The following is a 15,386-nucleotide window of genomic DNA, read 5'->3' as shown; positions in this document are numbered from 1 at the left end:
TGCGCCTCAAGCGGCTTCCTGGGCGCTGCCGCCATACAACGCATCCTTGAAGGGCTGCGGCCCAACCCGGCGATAGGCATCGAGGAAAATCTCGGATGCATCCTTACGCAGGCCAAGATACGTGTTGACGATCGTCTCGACCGCGTCGGTCACCTTCTCAGGCTCGAAGCCGCGTCCGATGATTTCACCGATCGAGGTGTTCTCGTCGCCGGAGCCACCGAGCGTGATCTGGTAGAGCTCCGCGCCCTTCTTTTCCACACCCAAAAGGCCGATGTGGCCGACATGGTGGTGGCCGCAGGCATTGATGCAGCCGGAGATCTTGATCTTCAGCTCGCCGATCTCTGCCTGCCGGTCCGGATTGCCGAATCGGGTGGAGATTTCCTGCGCCAGCGGGATCGAACGCGCGTTCGCCAGTGCACAGTAGTCCAAGCCGGGACAGGCAATGATATCCGTGATCAGTCCGGCATTGGCGGTCGCAAGGCCGATAGAGACGAGTCCGCGGTAGATAGCCTCCAGGTCGGCCAGCGCCACATGCGGGAAGATGATGTTCTGCTCATGGCTGATGCGAATTTCGTCGAAGGCGTATTGTTCCGCAAGGTCCGCGATCGCATCCATCTGGCTGTCGCTGGCATCGCCCGGGATGCCACCGATCGGCTTCAGCGAGATCGTCACCATGCCGTAGTCGGGATGCTTGTGCGGCTGGACGTTCTGCTGCACCCAGCGGGCGAAATCCGGATCAGCCTTCTTCCAGCCGGCCAGATTGGCCCAGCCTTCCGGCCGCTCTGTGAGCGGCGGCAGCGCGAAATAGTTGGTGATCGCCTGGATATCGGCTTCCGGCAGCTTCAACTCGGTGTTCTTCAGCTGCAGGAATTCCTGCTCGACCTGCGCGGCAAGCTGCTCAGCGCCAGTTTCGTGCACGAGGATCTTGATGCGGGCCTTGTACTTGTTGTCGCGGCGACCGTGCAGGTTGTACACGCGCATGATCGCGGTCGTGTAGGAGAGCAGGTCCTCCTCCGGCAGGAAGTCGCGGATCTTCTTGGCGATCATCGGGGTGCGCCCCTGCCCGCCGCCGACATAGACGGCAAAGCCGATCTCGCCCGCCCCGTTCTTCTTCAGATGCAGGCCGATGTCGTGCACCTGTATCGCCGCGCGGTCACGCTCGGCGCCGGTGACGGCGATCTTGAACTTGCGCGGCAGGAAGGAGAATTCCGGGTGAACCGACGACCACTGCCGCAGGATTTCGGCGTAAGGGCGCGGATCGGCGACCTCATCGGCGGCGGCACCGGCGAAATGGTCGGCCGTGACGTTACGTATGCAGTTGCCCGAAGTCTGCAGCGCGTGCATCTCGACCGATGCGAGTTCGGCCAGGATATCCGGCGTATCCGAAAGTTTCGGCCAGTTGTACTGGATGTTCTGGCGCGTGGTGAAATGCCCGTAGCCGCGGTCATACTTGCGGGCGATATGGGCGAGCATGCGCATCTGCCGGCTGTTCAGCGTGCCATAGGGAATGGCGACGCGCAGCATGTAGGCATGAAGCTGCAGATAGACGCCGTTCATCAGCCGCAGCGGCTTGAACGCATCTTCGGCAAGTTCGCCGGACAGACGGCGCGTTACCTGATCGCGGAACTGCTCAACGCGGCCGGAGACAAAGGCATGGTCGAATTCGTCGTAACGGTACATCGGTCTTCTTTTCCTCAAGCAGCCTGCACGGGGCCGGTCAGGCCCTTGTATCCCGGCGCATAATCGATCGTCGGCCCTTCGGCGCGAACACGCTCGCGCAGACGCAGCGGCCGCAGAACGCCCGCTACTTCTTCAATATCAATGACATTCACGTCAACCACCTTGTTGTCGGCAAAAGCCGCTTTTCCGGTCGCCTCAAGGGCAGACACGGCTTCGGCATGCCGGGCGACGAAGGCATCCTGCAGCGATTCCACCCAATTGCCGGCGGCATCGAGCCAGACGGAAATTCCGTCCGACAGGCGGTTTGCGGTCAGCACTTTGTCGGCCATGTCAGTTCCTCACTTCGTCTTTGTGTTTGCGCGGCAGGTCCGTGCCACGCACGGGAGCGGTCTCGCCACTGGCTTTCGCCCTGACAAGCGGCTCCGAGCGCTCGAAATTCGCGCCGGCGACGGCGTCGCCGATGATCACCATGACCGGCCCGTCCAGTTCATCGCGATATTGCAGATCCGGCAGGTCCTTCAACGTGCCATGCAGCAGCTTGCGCTCCGCACGGCTGGCGTTTTCGACGACAGCCACCGTGGTTTCGGCGGGAAGTCCCGCCTGCATCAGCCGCGCAGCGACAGATGCCGCGACCGTGCGGCCCATGTAGACGGCAATCGTAGCACCTGAAATGGCAAGGCGCGCCCAATCGGGCAGAACATCGCCGGTCAGATCATGACCGGTCGTGAAGATCAGCGACGAAGCAACACCGCGCAGTGTCAGCGGCAGCTCGAAATCGGCGGCGGCTGCGAAGGCAGAGGTGATGCCGGGCACGATCTCATAGGTAATCCCGGCGTCGCGCAGCGCAGCCATTTCTTCACCGGCACGGCCGTAAACCAGCGGGTCTCCCGATTTCAGGCGCACGACGCGCTTGCCCTCTTGGCCGAGGCGTACCAGCAGCTGGTTGATCTCTTCCTGCGACTTCGTATGGCATCCCTTACGCTTGCCGACCGACAGACGCTCGGCATCGCGGCGGCCCATATCGACGATCGCCTGCGGCACCAGCGCATCGTAGACGATCACGTCGGCTTCCATCATCACCCGCTGCGCCCGCAGGGTCAAAAGGTCCTCGGCCCCCGGGCCGGCACCAACCAGCCAGACATGGCCAGGCACACGATCCACCAACTGCAGCAGACGTGACGCTTGACGGCGGGCTTCGGCGACATTGCCGAGCGCGACCTGGTCCGCCACGGCACCGGAGAAAAAGCGGCGCCAGAAGACGCGACGCGACACACCCCGCGGCAAAATCCGGTCGGCTGCGTCCCGATAGGCTTGTGCCAACGATGCAAGTGCGCCGAGCGAGGGCGACAGGAGTTGATCGATCTGGGCACGGATCATCTGCGCCAGCACCGGGCCGGCGCCTTCGGTTCCGATCGCCACAGCGACCGGCGCACGATTGACCAGCGCCGGCGTCAGGAAATCGCAGAACTCCGGCTGATCGACGGCGTTGGCGGGAATTCTCTGCTCACGGGCAGCCGCCACAATCGTCCGATCCTGCGCGGCATCACCGGTCGCGGCAAAGACCAGTGTCGCGTCTTTGACCTGAGCTGGCGCGAACGGCGCGCGCACAATGTCGATGGCATTGGCGGAAAGGAAAGCAGCAAAATCCGATTCCGGCTCATCCGCAAAAGCGACGATCCGGGCCTGCGTGTTCAGGAGCAGCCGTACCTTGGCAAAAGCCTCGTCGCCATTGCCGAACACCGCCACGCTTTTTTGCGCAACGCGAAAGAAGGCCGGAAAAACGGTCAGCTGCTCGGTCATGAGTTAGGAATCTGATCCTGTTACAGGTTCTGGGGAATATCCCTTTTATAGAAGGAAAATTGAAGAAACAGAAATTCGCAGGCTTTTGAAGCGGCGTATTCTTTTGCTCGACTTCAGCATAAATTGAGCAAATATCTCCGGCTATGGCACGGCTGCAACAGCAGCTTGACGCAGCCATGCGGCATTGCGTATTGCCATCCATAGCTTTTCAAATGCCGCCACGCCACTTTCCGGAGTCACAATAGGATGACGAATTCCGATCTCGCCGAACGCCTTCTGACCGTCATCGAGGCTGACATTCTTCCGCTGACGGAAAAGGGCGTTAGCGCCGGCAACAAGGTCTTCGGCGCCGCCATCCTGCGTAAATCGGACCTGTCCCTGGTGATCGCCGAGACGAACAACGAAACCGAAAATCCGCTGTGGCACGGCGAAGTGCATACGCTGAAACGCTTTTACGAACGAGCAGAGAAGCCGGACACCAAGGACTTGATCTTCCTGTCCACCCACGAGCCCTGCTCGATGTGCCTTTCGGCCATCACCTGGGCCGGCTTCGACAATTTCTATTATTTCTTCAGCCACGAAGATTCCCGCGACGCCTTTTCCATCCCGCACGATTTGAAGATCCTGAAGGAGGTCTTCCGGCTCGATCCGGGCGGTTATGCGAAGAACAACGCCTTCTGGCGGTCCTCGTCGATCGCCGATCTGGTTGCGACATCCGACGCGAAATCGGCGCTGCGCGCCCAGGACAAGCGCATCCGTGAAAAATACCAGTCCCTGTCCGATGCCTACCAGTCCGGCAAGGACGACAACGCGATCCCGCTGAATTGAGACCCATGCAGCCCTCCAAGGACATCACGCGCCTCCTCGACATCATGGCAGCCCTGCGCCAGCCGGAAACCGGCTGCCCCTGGGATGTCGTCCAGACCTTCGAGACGATCAAGCCTTATACGATCGAAGAAGCCTACGAGGTCGCCGACGCCATCGAGCGTGGCGACATGGACGACCTCTGCGATGAACTGGGCGACCTGCTTCTGCAGGTGGTTTTTCACGCCCGCATGGCCGAGGAAGCCGGAGACTTCGCCTTCGGCGACGTGGTCGAGGCAATCACGCGAAAGATGATCCGCCGTCATCCGCACGTCTTTGCCCACTCGGACGCAGACACGCCGGAGGCGGTCAAGCGGCAATGGAGCGAGATCAAGCAGGCTGAAAAGGACGAACGCCGCGCGCGGCGCGCCCGGCACGGTTTTCCCGAAGATGCAAACAAGGGCCATCTCGGTTCGGTCCAGCGCAGCTTTCCGGCCCTGGTCGAAGCGCTGAAGCTGCAGGAGCGAGCGGCAAAAGTCGGCTTCGACTGGTCCTCGCCGGAACCGATCCTCGACAAGATCGAGGAAGAGATCGCCGAATTGCGCGAGGCGCTCGCCGCCAATGACAAGGCCAAGGTGGCGGATGAACTCGGCGACCTGATCTTTGCCGTGGTCAATATCGGCCGCCATGTCGGCGCCGATCCGGAAATGGCTCTGCGCGGAACGAACACCAAGTTCCGGCGCCGCTTCCGCCACATCGAGACCGAACTGGAGTCGGCTGGAGAAACGCTTGAAGATGCGACGCTGGAACGGATGGAAGAACTCTGGCAGGCAGCAAAGGCGATCGAGAGGCAACTAACGTAACGGCATTCCGTAACGTCAGCCGCTCTGAAACCTACCAATCCTGGGCGACAGCCTTCGGTCCGTTCCCCAGCCGGCGCTCGAGTTCTTCCGCTTCGGCGGCCGTCAGTCGCAGATCGAGACTGACCGATCCGTCTTCCATGTCTTCGCGGCCGTCCACGATCGCATGCCCGTAAACCCACGACAGCAATTGCAGCTTCTCGACAGGCAGGGCGACCGTGCATTCCGTCATGACGCCGGAAAGCCGGCTGCCGATTTCCTCGAGCAGATGATCGATGCCGTCGCCGGTGATCGCCGAAACAGCCGTCGTATTGTCCGTGTTTTCAGCCTTCTGCACGAGGCCGGCCCGCGTTTCAGCGTCAAGCAGGTCGATCTTGTTCCAGACCTCGATGATGCGCTCTGCCCTTGCCTTCTCGTCGATGCCGAGATCGGTCAGGATGCGCAGCACGTCTTGCGCCTGCACCTGATTGTCGGGGTCGGCGAGATCGCGAACGTGCAGGATCAAGTCGGCTTCCAGAACCTCTTCCAGCGTCGCCCGGAAGGCGGCGACCAGATGCGTCGGCAGGTCGGAGATAAACCCGACGGTGTCGGACAGGATCACCATGCGCCCATGCGGCAGCTTCATGCGGCGCAGCGTCGGATCAAGCGTGGCAAACAGCATGTCTTCGGCAAGAACGCCGGCGCCGGTAATGCGATTGAACAGGGTCGATTTGCCGGCGTTGGTGTAGCCGACAAGGGCGACGATCGGATGTGGCACTTTCTTGCGCTTGGCACGGTGAAGCTGGCGCGTGCGGCGGACCTGCTCCAGTTCCTTCTCCAGCTTGACGATCTTTTCCTGCAGCAGCCGGCGGTCGGCTTCGATCTGCGTTTCACCGGGACCGCCCATGAAACCGGCACCGCCGCGCTGGCGCTCGAGGTGGGTCCAACTGCGGACCAGCCGGCCTTTCTGGTAGTTCAGATGCGCAAGATCGACCTGCAGCGTGCCTTCCCGGGTGGAGGCGCGGCGACCGAAGATTTCGAGGATGAGACCGGTCCGGTCGATGACCTTGCAGTTCCATTCTTTTTCGAGGTTTCGCTGCTGAACAGGCGTCAGCGGATGATCGACGATCACCAGGCCGGCATTGTGCTCGATGAGCAGATGACCAATTTCCTCGATCTTGCCACTTCCAAGCAACGTTCCCGGCTTCGGTTGGGCGATGGGCACGATCGTGCCGTGCACGACCTCAAGATCGATCGCAAGTGCCAGCCCGATGGTTTCCTCGAGTCGGCTTTCGTCGCTGCGCGTCGAGGTCGCGACAATCACGTCCGCATTCTGCCTGCCGGTCTTTTTCAGGACCGGAACAATGACCACGGCGCGCATGTCATCACGCAGCTTTTCGAGCTCCGGGATGATCGACGCCGATTTTGTATCACGTTTGGTAATGTGCCTTGTATCCCGTCAGGACGCGGATTCTTCACTCTCGAACATCTGCATCGGCTGACCCGGCATGATCGTCGAGATCGCGTGCTTGTATACGAGCTGGGAATGCCCGTCACGCCGCAAGAGGACACAAAAGTTGTCGAAAGATGTGACGACGCCCGTCAGTTTCACACCATTGATAAGAAATATCGTCAGAGATATCTTCTGCTTGCGGACGGTGTTGAGAAAAAGATCCTGCAAGTTCTGAGAACGTTCCGCCATAGCGCCGCTTCTTTCTTATTTGCCGGTTCAACTTAACCGGTTGATTATTCGATCTGTTTATCCCGAACGCCGTCAGAAGTCTCCTTCAGAGCGTCCCCCAGGATTTTGGTATCAAATCGCAGTCTTTTCCGCAATGTCGAAAAAGGCTTCACGAATTTTCTGTGACACGCTGCCGGGATGGCCATTGGCGATGGTTTTACCGTTAACCGCCACCACCGGAAAGCAGATGCTTGTCGCAGCCGTAATGAAAACCTCACGCGCGACAAGCATTTCTTCGACCGAAAATGCTCGCTCCTCAATATCGATTCCCGCTGCGGCAACCACGTCCATCAGCGTCGTGCGGGTGATGCCGCGAAGAATGCCGTGATCGGCATGGCGCGTCCGCAGCGTTCCATCCTTGTCGACGATCCACACATTGGTCGCAGCGCCTTCCTTCACCGTGCCGTCCGGCTCGACGAAGATCGCTTCCTGAGCGCCGTCCTCTTTTGCCGCCTGCCGGGCGAGAACGTTCGGCAGCAGCCCGACGGTCTTGACGTCGACACGATCCCATCGGTTTTCCGGCACGGTGATCGCTCGGACTCCAACTGCGTTCTTCCTTGCGATGAGTGAAGCGTCGGTTCTCTTCGCCGTGACGACGATCGTCGATGGCGTCCCCTCTGCAGGAAAGACATGGTCTCGCCGGGCGGCTCCGCGCGTCACCTGCAGGTAAAACAGGCCGTTGCGTACCCGGTTGCGCCGCAGAACTTCGCGAATGACGACAACGAGCGCCGCCCGCGTCATCGGCCAGGCGATACGGATTTCCGTGAGAGATCGGTCGAGCCGGTCGAGATGCCGCGTCAAATCGACGATGTAGCCGTGGCGGACTTCGCAGACTTCATAGACGCCATCGGCAAATTGAAAACCCCGATCCTCGATGTGGACGGCGGCATCGGCATGACGCCGGTAGGCGCCGTTGACATAGGCAATTCTCGACATGGATGACTTATTTCAAGAGATAGGAACCGGCGATTTCAGACGCCGAGCGATTTCAGCTTCCGGTGTAGAGCCGAACGCTCCATGCCGACGAACTCGGCCGTGCGTGAAATATTGCCGCCGAAACGATTGATCTGGGCGATCAGATAATCCCGCTCGAACATTTCACGCGCCTCACGCAACGGCAGCGTCATGATATGCTGATCCCCCTGCGCCGATATCTTCGGCAAGCTGTCGCCCACCTCGCTTGGCAGCATGTCGGCCGAGATCGCCGTGTCGGGGCCGTCACTGCGGGCAAGGATCATCAGCCGCTCGATATTGTTGCGCAATTGACGGATGTTGCCCGGCCAGTCATGCGATTGCAGCACGGCCAGCGCATCATCGCCAATCTTGCGGCTGCGAATGCCTGCCTGCTCGCTGATCTGGCGCATGAACATGTCGACCAGGAAGGGAATATCCTCGCGGCGCTCGGCAAGCGCCGGCACCCGTACCGGAATGACCGCCAGGCGATGGTAGAGATCCTCGCGGAAAGCCCCCTCGGCGATCTGGCTTTCGAGATTGTAGGCGGTCGAGGAGATGATGCGGACATCGACCTTGACGCGCTTGGAGCCCCCGACGCGTTCGAACTGCTGATCGACCAGCACGCGCAGGATCTTATTCTGCGTTTCACGCGGCATTTCGCCGACTTCGTCGAGATAGAGAATTCCGCCATGCGCCTCTTCCAGCGCGCCGGTCTTGCGCGGCTGGCCCGGCGTTCCCTCCGTGCCGAAGAGCGCAATTTCCATGCGGTCCGGCGTGATCGCCGCCGCATTCAGTGCGACAAAGGGACCTGCCATTCGTGAAGACTTGCGGTGGATCATCCGCGCCACGAGCTCCTTGCCCGAACCGGAAGGGCCGTGGATCATGATGCGGCTATTGGTCGGCGCGACCTTCTCGATCGTCTGGCGAAGCTGCGAGACGGCAACGGAGGTGCCGATCAGTTCAACGGGATCGCCAGAGCGTTTCTTCAGCTCGGAGACTTCCCTCTTGAGCTTGGAGTTCTCCAGCGCGCGCTCGGCGATCAGGATCAGCCGATCAGCTTTGAAGGGCTTTTCAATGAAATCATAGGCACCCCGGCGGATCGCCGAAACGGCGGTCTCGATATTGCCGTGCCCGGAAATCATGACCACCGGCAGGTCCGGATAACGGCCCTTGATCTCGTCGAGAAGCGCCAAGCCGTCAAGACGGCTGCCCTGCATCCAGATATCGAGAAAGACGAGGCGCGGCACGCGGTCGCTGATCGCCTGTAACGCGCTGTCGCTGTCGAACGCGGTTCGGGTTTCGTGGCCCTCGTCGGACAGAATGCCGGAGACAATCTCGCGAATGTCCTCCTCGTCGTCCACAACCAGAATGTCAGCCGCCATGGGAAGTATCCTTGTCCTGTCTGTCTTCAGTGCCGCCGCTCTGTCCGGCTGGCGGCAAAATAATGCGAATCATGGCGCCCTGTCCGTGATCGAAATCAGCGGGCGCGTCATGCAGTTCCAATTGTCCGCCATGGTCCTCGATGATCTTCTTGACGATCGCAAGGCCGAGGCCGGTGCCCTTCTCCCGCATCGTCATGTAAGGCTCGAGAATGCGGTGGCGGTTTTCGGTTGGCAGCCCCTTGCCGTTGTCGATGATATCGACAACGAACTGGCCGCTCGTTTCATTGCGTCGCGAGCGGACCATGACGCGGCGGTCGCCGCGAACGGCATCGGCCGGCAGGGCCTCGATCGCCTCGACCGCGTTCTTGATGATGTTACCAAATGCCTGGCCGAGCATACGGCCGTCGAAGGTGCCGTCGAGCGGTTCGTCGCCGAGATCGCGGATGAAGGTCACATGGGTATTCCCCATCTCGCGCAGGAAGATCGCATCCTTGAGGATGTTGCGCAGATCCGCTTGTTCCTTTGTCGGCTTCGGCATCCGTGCAAAGCCGGAGAATTCATCGACCATGCGGCCGATATCCTCGACCTGGCGAACGATCGTGTCGGTGCATTGATCAAACACGGTCCGGTCGTCCTGATTGATCTGCTTGCCATAGCGGCGCTTCAGGCGCTCGGCCGAAAGCTGGATCGGCGTCAGCGGGTTCTTGATCTCGTGGGCGATACGGCGGGCGACGTCGGCCCAGGCGGTCGAGCGCTGGGCGATGACCAGATCGGTGATGTCATCGACGGTGATGACGTAGGATTCCTTGGCGTCGTGCGATTCCTCGCGCGTCACCTGAACATTCAGCGTGCGCTCCGTTCCGCCGCGCATGATGTTGATCTGCTTGCGGTAGTCGTTGCGATGACGGCTCGCGGCCTCGTTCAGCACCTGTTCGATTTCAGGCGCCACGTCGGCAAGTTTTTCGCCGACAAGCTCCAGGATCGGGCGCGAGAGGAAATGTTCGGATGACGGATTGGCAATTGTAATGCGCCGGTCGTCCTCGACACCGATCACCGCGGCAGTGACCCCGGAAAGCACGGCCTCGATAAACCGTCGCCGATCGTCCATCTCGTCCTTGGCTTCGAGGATCTGATCCCGCTGCGTCCGGATTTCGGCGATCATCTTGTTGAAGGTGCGCGACAGGCTGCCGACATCACCATCGACCGCATGGACGGGCACCACCACATTCAGGTTTCCAGACGCCACGCTGTCGGCGGCCCCGATCAAAAGCCGGATCGGCCGCACGATCCGGTCGGCGACTGCGATCGCGGTCCAGATGGCAGCCAGAAGCACGATCAGCGCAAAACCGAGATAGAGCACACCGAAGGCCACCTGCAGCGATGTGCGTCCGGCCTCGAGATTCTTGTATTCGGCGGTGTTCTCTTCCATCTGCCGCATCGAGCGCATGACCTTGGGGTCGACGCTGCGCACGGTGTAGAGATAGGCACCGCTGATATTGTCGATCGGGATGACTGCGCCGACGAGATTGGTCACACCGGGCGGGATGAGGGTCGGCTGTCCGGACGCGGTGCTGAGCAGCGCATCCCTCGGAATGGCCGGCAACGGCCGCTCAGTCGGGATATTCGCCTGCAGGATGGGCGAGCCGTCCGCGCGCACCAGGAAAGCGCCGAGCATGCCGCGCCCGCGGGCCTGCCGTGTCATCAGGTCGATAAAACCGGTCCGGTCGAGGCTGTAGAGCTGGCGGTTGCGCTCCAGGTCATTGGCCATGGAGACCGTCTGGCCCTGGAGGTAGCTCGCATTTTCCAGGACATAGGCCTGGGCGACCTCGAGCGATGAATTGACGATCGACTGTGTGCGTAGCGAAAACCAGCGGTCGAGACCGACATCAAGCGTGATGCTGGCAAAGATCGCAACCAGAATGGCCGGAGTGATCGCTACGATCGAAAACAGCGCAACGATGCGGACGTGCAATCGCGCCGCTGCGCGGCCGCGGTTGCGGGCTTTCAGAAGGCGCAGAATTTCCCGGCCGATCAGGAACAACAGGCCGATAACAAACAGCGTATTGATGGCAGCCGAGCCAATTATGATGTTGGTTTCCGGCCGGATCGGCGTCAGGCCGAGAAGAACGAGCAGCGATACGATCGCGCAGGCGAGCGCGCCGGTTGCCAGAACAAGACCGGGAAACGCGAACGACGCGCGCCGGTCATGGCCGATCATAGCAGCTTCTTCTTTCGCTACTGGCACAACAAGCCCTTCGGCCATCAAAAACGCATCCCCCAACCCGGGGCCGTTCCTGATGGGACGACGGCGGGCATTTTACGCTCTGTGGTCAAGAAAATGACCGCACCGACCCGTTGGCGACGCACTATTCCGCGCCGGCAACCCGATCAAACGGACAAAGCATTCAAACTACCGCTCTCATCCGTGTGCTTTCTAAGCAACATATTGTGGCGAAAATGCAACGGTTCTCGGTACGAAGTCAAGCGCTGCGTGAGCTGCGGTAAACCGAAACGCCAAGCTCGCGAATTTTCTTGCGCAACGTGTTTCGGTTCAGGCCAAGCAGGTCGGCGGCCTTGATCTGATTGCCGCGTGTTGCCGTCAAGGCGGCCAGAATCAAGGGGTATTCCATCTCGGCCAGCACCCGGTCGTAAAGGCCGGCCGGTGGCAAACTGTCGCCAAAACCGGCAAAATACTGCCGCATGTTCTCTTCCACTGCCTGGGAAATCGACATCGATCCCGGGCGGCTCGACGCCTTTTCGATGGGGCTGTCGGGAATATCGGAGCGCAATTCGCTTTCGATGATCTCCCTGGTGATCACGTCCTGCGGATAGAGAGCCGTCAGGCGGCGAACGACGTTTTCGAGCTCGCGGACGTTGCCGGGCCACGGATGCGCCTTCATCAGTTCAAGCGCTTCCTGGTCGAAACGTTTGACGTCGAGGCCTTCCTTCTCCGCCTGCTGGACGAAATGGCGAACGAGGTCGGGAATATCCTCGGCGCGATCACGCAGCGGCGGCAGGCGCAGCGGCACGACGTTGAGCCGGTAATAGAGGTCCTCGCGGAAAAGGCCCTGATTGATCGACTGTTTCAGGTCCTTGTTGGTTGCAGCCACGATGCGGACATCGGAACGGATCGGCGTGCGGCCGCCAACGGTGGTATATTCGCCCTGCTGCAGCACGCGCAGCAGTCGTGTCTGGGCATCCATCGGCATATCACCGATTTCATCGAGGAACAGCGTGCCGCCTTCGGCCTGCTCGAACCGACCCGTCGATCGGTTTTGCGCGCCGGTGAAAGCGCCCTTCTCATGGCCGAAGAGTTCCGATTCGATGAGATCGCGCGGGATGGCCGCCATATTGATCGCGACGAAGGGGCCGTTGCGGCGCTTCCCATAGTCGTGCAACGCCCGCGCCACCAATTCCTTGCCGGTCCCCGATTCGCCTGTGATCATCAGCGTCAGATCGGTCTGCATCAGGCGTGCCAGCACGCGGTAGATTTCCTGCATCGCGGCGGAGCGGCCAACCAGCGGCATGCCGTCCTGCGTGTCGTCGTCCATCTTCGCCGGCTTGCGCTTGGGCTCGGCGAGCGCCCGGCCGATGATCGCGATCAGTTCCGTCAGATCGAAGGGCTTGGGCAGGTAGTCATAGGCACCCTTCTCGGACGCCTTGATTGCCGTCATGAAGGTGTTCTGGGCGCTCATCACCAGCACGGGCAGATCGGGCCGTGCCTTCTTGATACGCGGCAAGAGGTCGAAGGCGTTTTCGTCGGGCATGACCACGTCGGTGACGACAAGGTCGCCGTCACCGGCGGCGATCCAGCGCCAGAGCGTCGCGGCATTCGAGGTGATGCGTACATCGTAGCCGGCGCGGCTGAGCGCCTGGTTGAGCACGGTGCGGATGGCAGCGTCGTCGTCAGCGACGAGAATCGTGGCGCCTGTCATCGGGATTGTCCTTTTACTGTCAGTGGTTCGCTGTCTTCTGCCGTTGGTCCTTTCGACGCCGGCATCAGGACGCGAAATGTCGTGCGGCTCGACTGGCTGTCGCATTCAACGATGCCGCCATGGCCGCCAATGATCTTGGCAACCAGCGCCAGGCCGAGACCGGAGCCATTGGTTTTCGTGGTGATGAATGGGTCGAACAGATGTGGCACCAGATCGGATGGAACGCCCGGGCCATTGTCGTGTACGCAGAATTCGAGCGGCAGCGAAATCTTCTCGCGCGTTCCGGCGACGGAGAGGCGGATGCCTGGCCGATAGGCCGTCGTCAGCATGATCTCGCCGTCCGCCTTGTCGGCGACCGCCTCGGCGGCGTTCTTGATCAGATTGAGAAAGACCTGAATCAGCTGGTCGCGATTGGCGTAGACCGGCGGCAGCGACGGGTCGTAATTTTCGGTGATGCGAATCTTGCGGGCGAAACCGGCTTTGGCAACGGCCTTCACGTGATCCAATACCGAATGGATGTTGACCGGATGGCGGTCGACAGGCCGCTCGTCGGAGAAGACCTCCATCCGGTCGACCAGCGAGACGATGCGATCGGTCTCGTCGCAGATCAGCCGCGTCAGCGCCCGGTCGTCGTCGTTGACCGAGGTCTCCAGAAGCTGGGCTGCCCCCCTGATGCCAGACAGCGGGTTCTTGATTTCGTGGGCCAGCATCGAGGCAAGCCCCGTGACCGAGCGGGCGGCCGCGCGATGGGTGAGCTGCCGATCGATCTTGTCAGCCATCGAGCGCTCTTGAAACACGATGACGACGGAGCCCGGTTCGGACAGCACAGGTGCCACATAGAGATCGACGAGCTTGTCGGCGCCGAGCCGCGGCGAGCTCAGATCGACGCGGTATTCGTTGACGGCGGCGCGGCGCTCGCGCACCTGCTCGATCAGCGTCAACAGCGGGCTGCCGAAGGGAATGAAGGCGCTGATGTCGTGGCGGGCGAGATGGTTGGCGCTAGCGCCGAAAAAGGCCTCCGCTTCCCAGTTTGCAAACGCCACGAGACCATTTTCATCGACAAGGATGACCGGGTTCTGGATGGCGTTGAGCACCGCCATGGGCAGGGAATCCGCGATTTTCTGTTCGTCGTCCCGCATTTTCTCGGTCATGCCGCGTCCTTTTCTTCTTCGCACCCCGATCCGGCGGCGATCGCTGCGACGGTGCGGGAGAGGACGGCTTTCGGGTCGGTAGAGGTCATGATCGCTGCCTTCTCCGGCGACGCCAGATGCGGCGCGAAGCGATCGAGATACCAGCCGACATGTTTGCGGGCGTGCCTCAAACCAATATCGGCGCCGTAAAATTCGAGCATCATGCCGTAATGCTCGGCGACGACCTCCTGGACCTGCGCTGTTTCCGGATGCTCGACCGCGCCCGCAAGCACGCCGGCATGCCAGGGCCGCCCTTGGCTGGAGCGGCCGATCATCACCGCGTCGGCGCCGGAGCGCCTCAGAATTTCCTCAGCATCGGCCATGGTCGCGACATCACCGTTGGCAACGAGCGGAACCGAAATCACGTCGCGAACGGCGCGGATCGCATCCCAATCGGCGCTGCCATTGTAGAACTGCACGCGCGTGCGGCCGTGGATGGTGATCATCTTCACACCGGCCTCTTGCGCTCGCTTGGCGATCTCAGGCGCATTGATGGAGTTCTCATCCCATCCAAGGCGCATCTTCAGCGTCACGGGAACATCGACGGCATTTACGGTCGCCTCGATGAGCGACAGCGCGTGGTCGGGATCGCGCATCAAAGCAGAACCGGAGTAACCACCGGTCACTTTCTTGGCGGGGCAGCCCATATTGATGTCGATGACATCGGCGCCGTTGTCCGCGGCGATCCTTGCCGCTTCCGCCATCCAATGGGCTTCACGTCCGGCGAGCTGGACCATATGCGGATCGATGCCGGAGTTTTTGAGGCGCGCCCAGCTTTCCGACGCGTTGCCGACGAGTTCGCGGCTTGCTACCATCTCGGTGACGACGAGGCCGGCGCCGTAACGCCAGGCCAACTGCCGGAAGGGCAAGTCCGTCACGCCCGACATCGGCGCGAGCACGACGCGGTTTCGAAAGGAGAGCCGCCCAACCCGGAACGGGGATGACAAATCCGGTATCTGCAAATGATTATCTTTCGGGCACATCTTTATTCTGCACTATTTTTAGACATACTTGTCAGGATTGCCAAGCGATTTCAGAGCCGCGCGACAAAATTCCCGGGA

The 15,386-nt window shown here is 61.0% G+C and carries 13 protein-coding genes; 2 read left to right on the top strand and 11 right to left on the bottom strand.

Features of this window, described 5'->3' with window-relative positions; genetic code table 11:
• Positions 1-6 precede the first annotated feature (6 nt).
• The 3 genes from WI754_RS14335 to cysG are packed head-to-tail and all read right to left on the bottom strand — an operon-like array spanning position 7 to position 3,480.
• On the bottom strand, positions 7-1,680 hold the full coding sequence (locus tag WI754_RS14335) for a nitrite/sulfite reductase (RefSeq protein ID WP_349434107.1): 1,674 nt from the start codon (positions 1,678-1,680) through the stop codon (positions 7-9).
• A gap of 14 nt (positions 1,681-1,694) precedes the next feature.
• Positions 1,695-2,009, bottom strand: a complete 315-nt coding sequence (locus tag WI754_RS14330) for a DUF2849 domain-containing protein (RefSeq protein WP_349434106.1) — start codon at positions 2,007-2,009, stop codon at positions 1,695-1,697.
• Between the two features lies 1 nt (position 2,010).
• Entirely contained in the window at positions 2,011-3,480 is a 1,470-nt protein-coding gene (gene cysG, locus WI754_RS14325) for a siroheme synthase CysG (protein WP_349434105.1), read from the bottom strand.
• A 246-nt stretch (positions 3,481-3,726) separates the two neighbouring features.
• On the opposite strand from cysG, the gene WI754_RS14320 reads away from it, so the two are divergent.
• On the top strand, positions 3,727-4,308 hold the full coding sequence (locus WI754_RS14320; RefSeq protein ID WP_349434104.1) for a nucleoside deaminase: 582 nt from the start codon (positions 3,727-3,729) through the stop codon (positions 4,306-4,308).
• A gap of 5 nt (positions 4,309-4,313) precedes the next feature.
• The gene (gene mazG, locus WI754_RS14315) at positions 4,314-5,147 is read left to right on the top strand and encodes a nucleoside triphosphate pyrophosphohydrolase (protein WP_349434103.1); all 834 of its coding nucleotides are present in this window, start codon (positions 4,314-4,316) and stop codon (positions 5,145-5,147) included.
• 31 nt (positions 5,148-5,178) lie between these two features.
• Here mazG and hflX read toward each other — a convergent pair whose 3' ends face one another.
• From hflX to dusB, 8 genes are all read right to left on the bottom strand, one after another.
• Positions 5,179-6,504: a GTPase HflX gene (gene hflX / locus WI754_RS14310; RefSeq protein WP_349434102.1), complete on the bottom strand. Its 1,326-nt coding sequence runs from the start codon at positions 6,502-6,504 to the stop codon at positions 5,179-5,181.
• Positions 6,505-6,582: 78 nt separating this feature from the next.
• Complete coding sequence (gene hfq / locus WI754_RS14305) at positions 6,583-6,825, bottom strand: RNA chaperone Hfq (protein WP_018325164.1); 243 nt, start codon at positions 6,823-6,825, stop codon at positions 6,583-6,585.
• Between the two features lie 111 nt (positions 6,826-6,936).
• Positions 6,937-7,800 (bottom strand): D-amino-acid transaminase, encoded by an 864-nt coding sequence (locus WI754_RS14300; RefSeq protein ID WP_349434101.1) that lies wholly within the window; start codon positions 7,798-7,800, stop codon positions 6,937-6,939.
• Between the two features lie 35 nt (positions 7,801-7,835).
• Positions 7,836-9,200 carry a sigma-54 dependent transcriptional regulator gene (locus WI754_RS14295; RefSeq protein WP_349434100.1) on the bottom strand — a complete coding sequence of 455 codons (1,365 nt, stop codon included), beginning with the start codon at positions 9,198-9,200 and terminating at the stop codon, positions 7,836-7,838.
• Positions 9,190-11,463 (bottom strand): PAS domain-containing sensor histidine kinase, encoded by a 2,274-nt coding sequence (locus WI754_RS14290; RefSeq protein ID WP_349434099.1) that lies wholly within the window; start codon positions 11,461-11,463, stop codon positions 9,190-9,192. The genes WI754_RS14295 and WI754_RS14290 overlap by 11 nt, the downstream gene beginning before the upstream one ends.
• Before the next feature lie 217 nt (positions 11,464-11,680).
• Complete coding sequence (gene ntrC, locus WI754_RS14285; protein ID WP_349434098.1) at positions 11,681-13,135, bottom strand: nitrogen regulation protein NR(I); 1,455 nt, start codon at positions 13,133-13,135, stop codon at positions 11,681-11,683.
• Positions 13,132-14,286, bottom strand: a complete 1,155-nt coding sequence (locus WI754_RS14280; protein ID WP_349434097.1) for a nitrogen regulation protein NR(II) — start codon at positions 14,284-14,286, stop codon at positions 13,132-13,134. The genes ntrC and WI754_RS14280 overlap by 4 nt, the downstream gene beginning before the upstream one ends.
• Positions 14,283-15,308, bottom strand: coding sequence for a tRNA dihydrouridine synthase DusB (gene dusB, locus WI754_RS14275; protein ID WP_349434096.1), 1,026 nt, complete (start codon positions 15,306-15,308; stop codon positions 14,283-14,285). The genes WI754_RS14280 and dusB overlap by 4 nt, the downstream gene beginning before the upstream one ends.
• Between the last annotated feature and the right edge of the window lie 78 nt (positions 15,309-15,386).

Origin of the sequence: Pararhizobium sp. A13, from assembly GCF_040126305.1 — a bacterium.
In the GTDB taxonomy this organism is placed as follows: domain Bacteria; phylum Pseudomonadota; class Alphaproteobacteria; order Rhizobiales; family Rhizobiaceae; genus Pararhizobium.
This window is presented reverse-complemented; position numbering and strand designations above follow the sequence as displayed.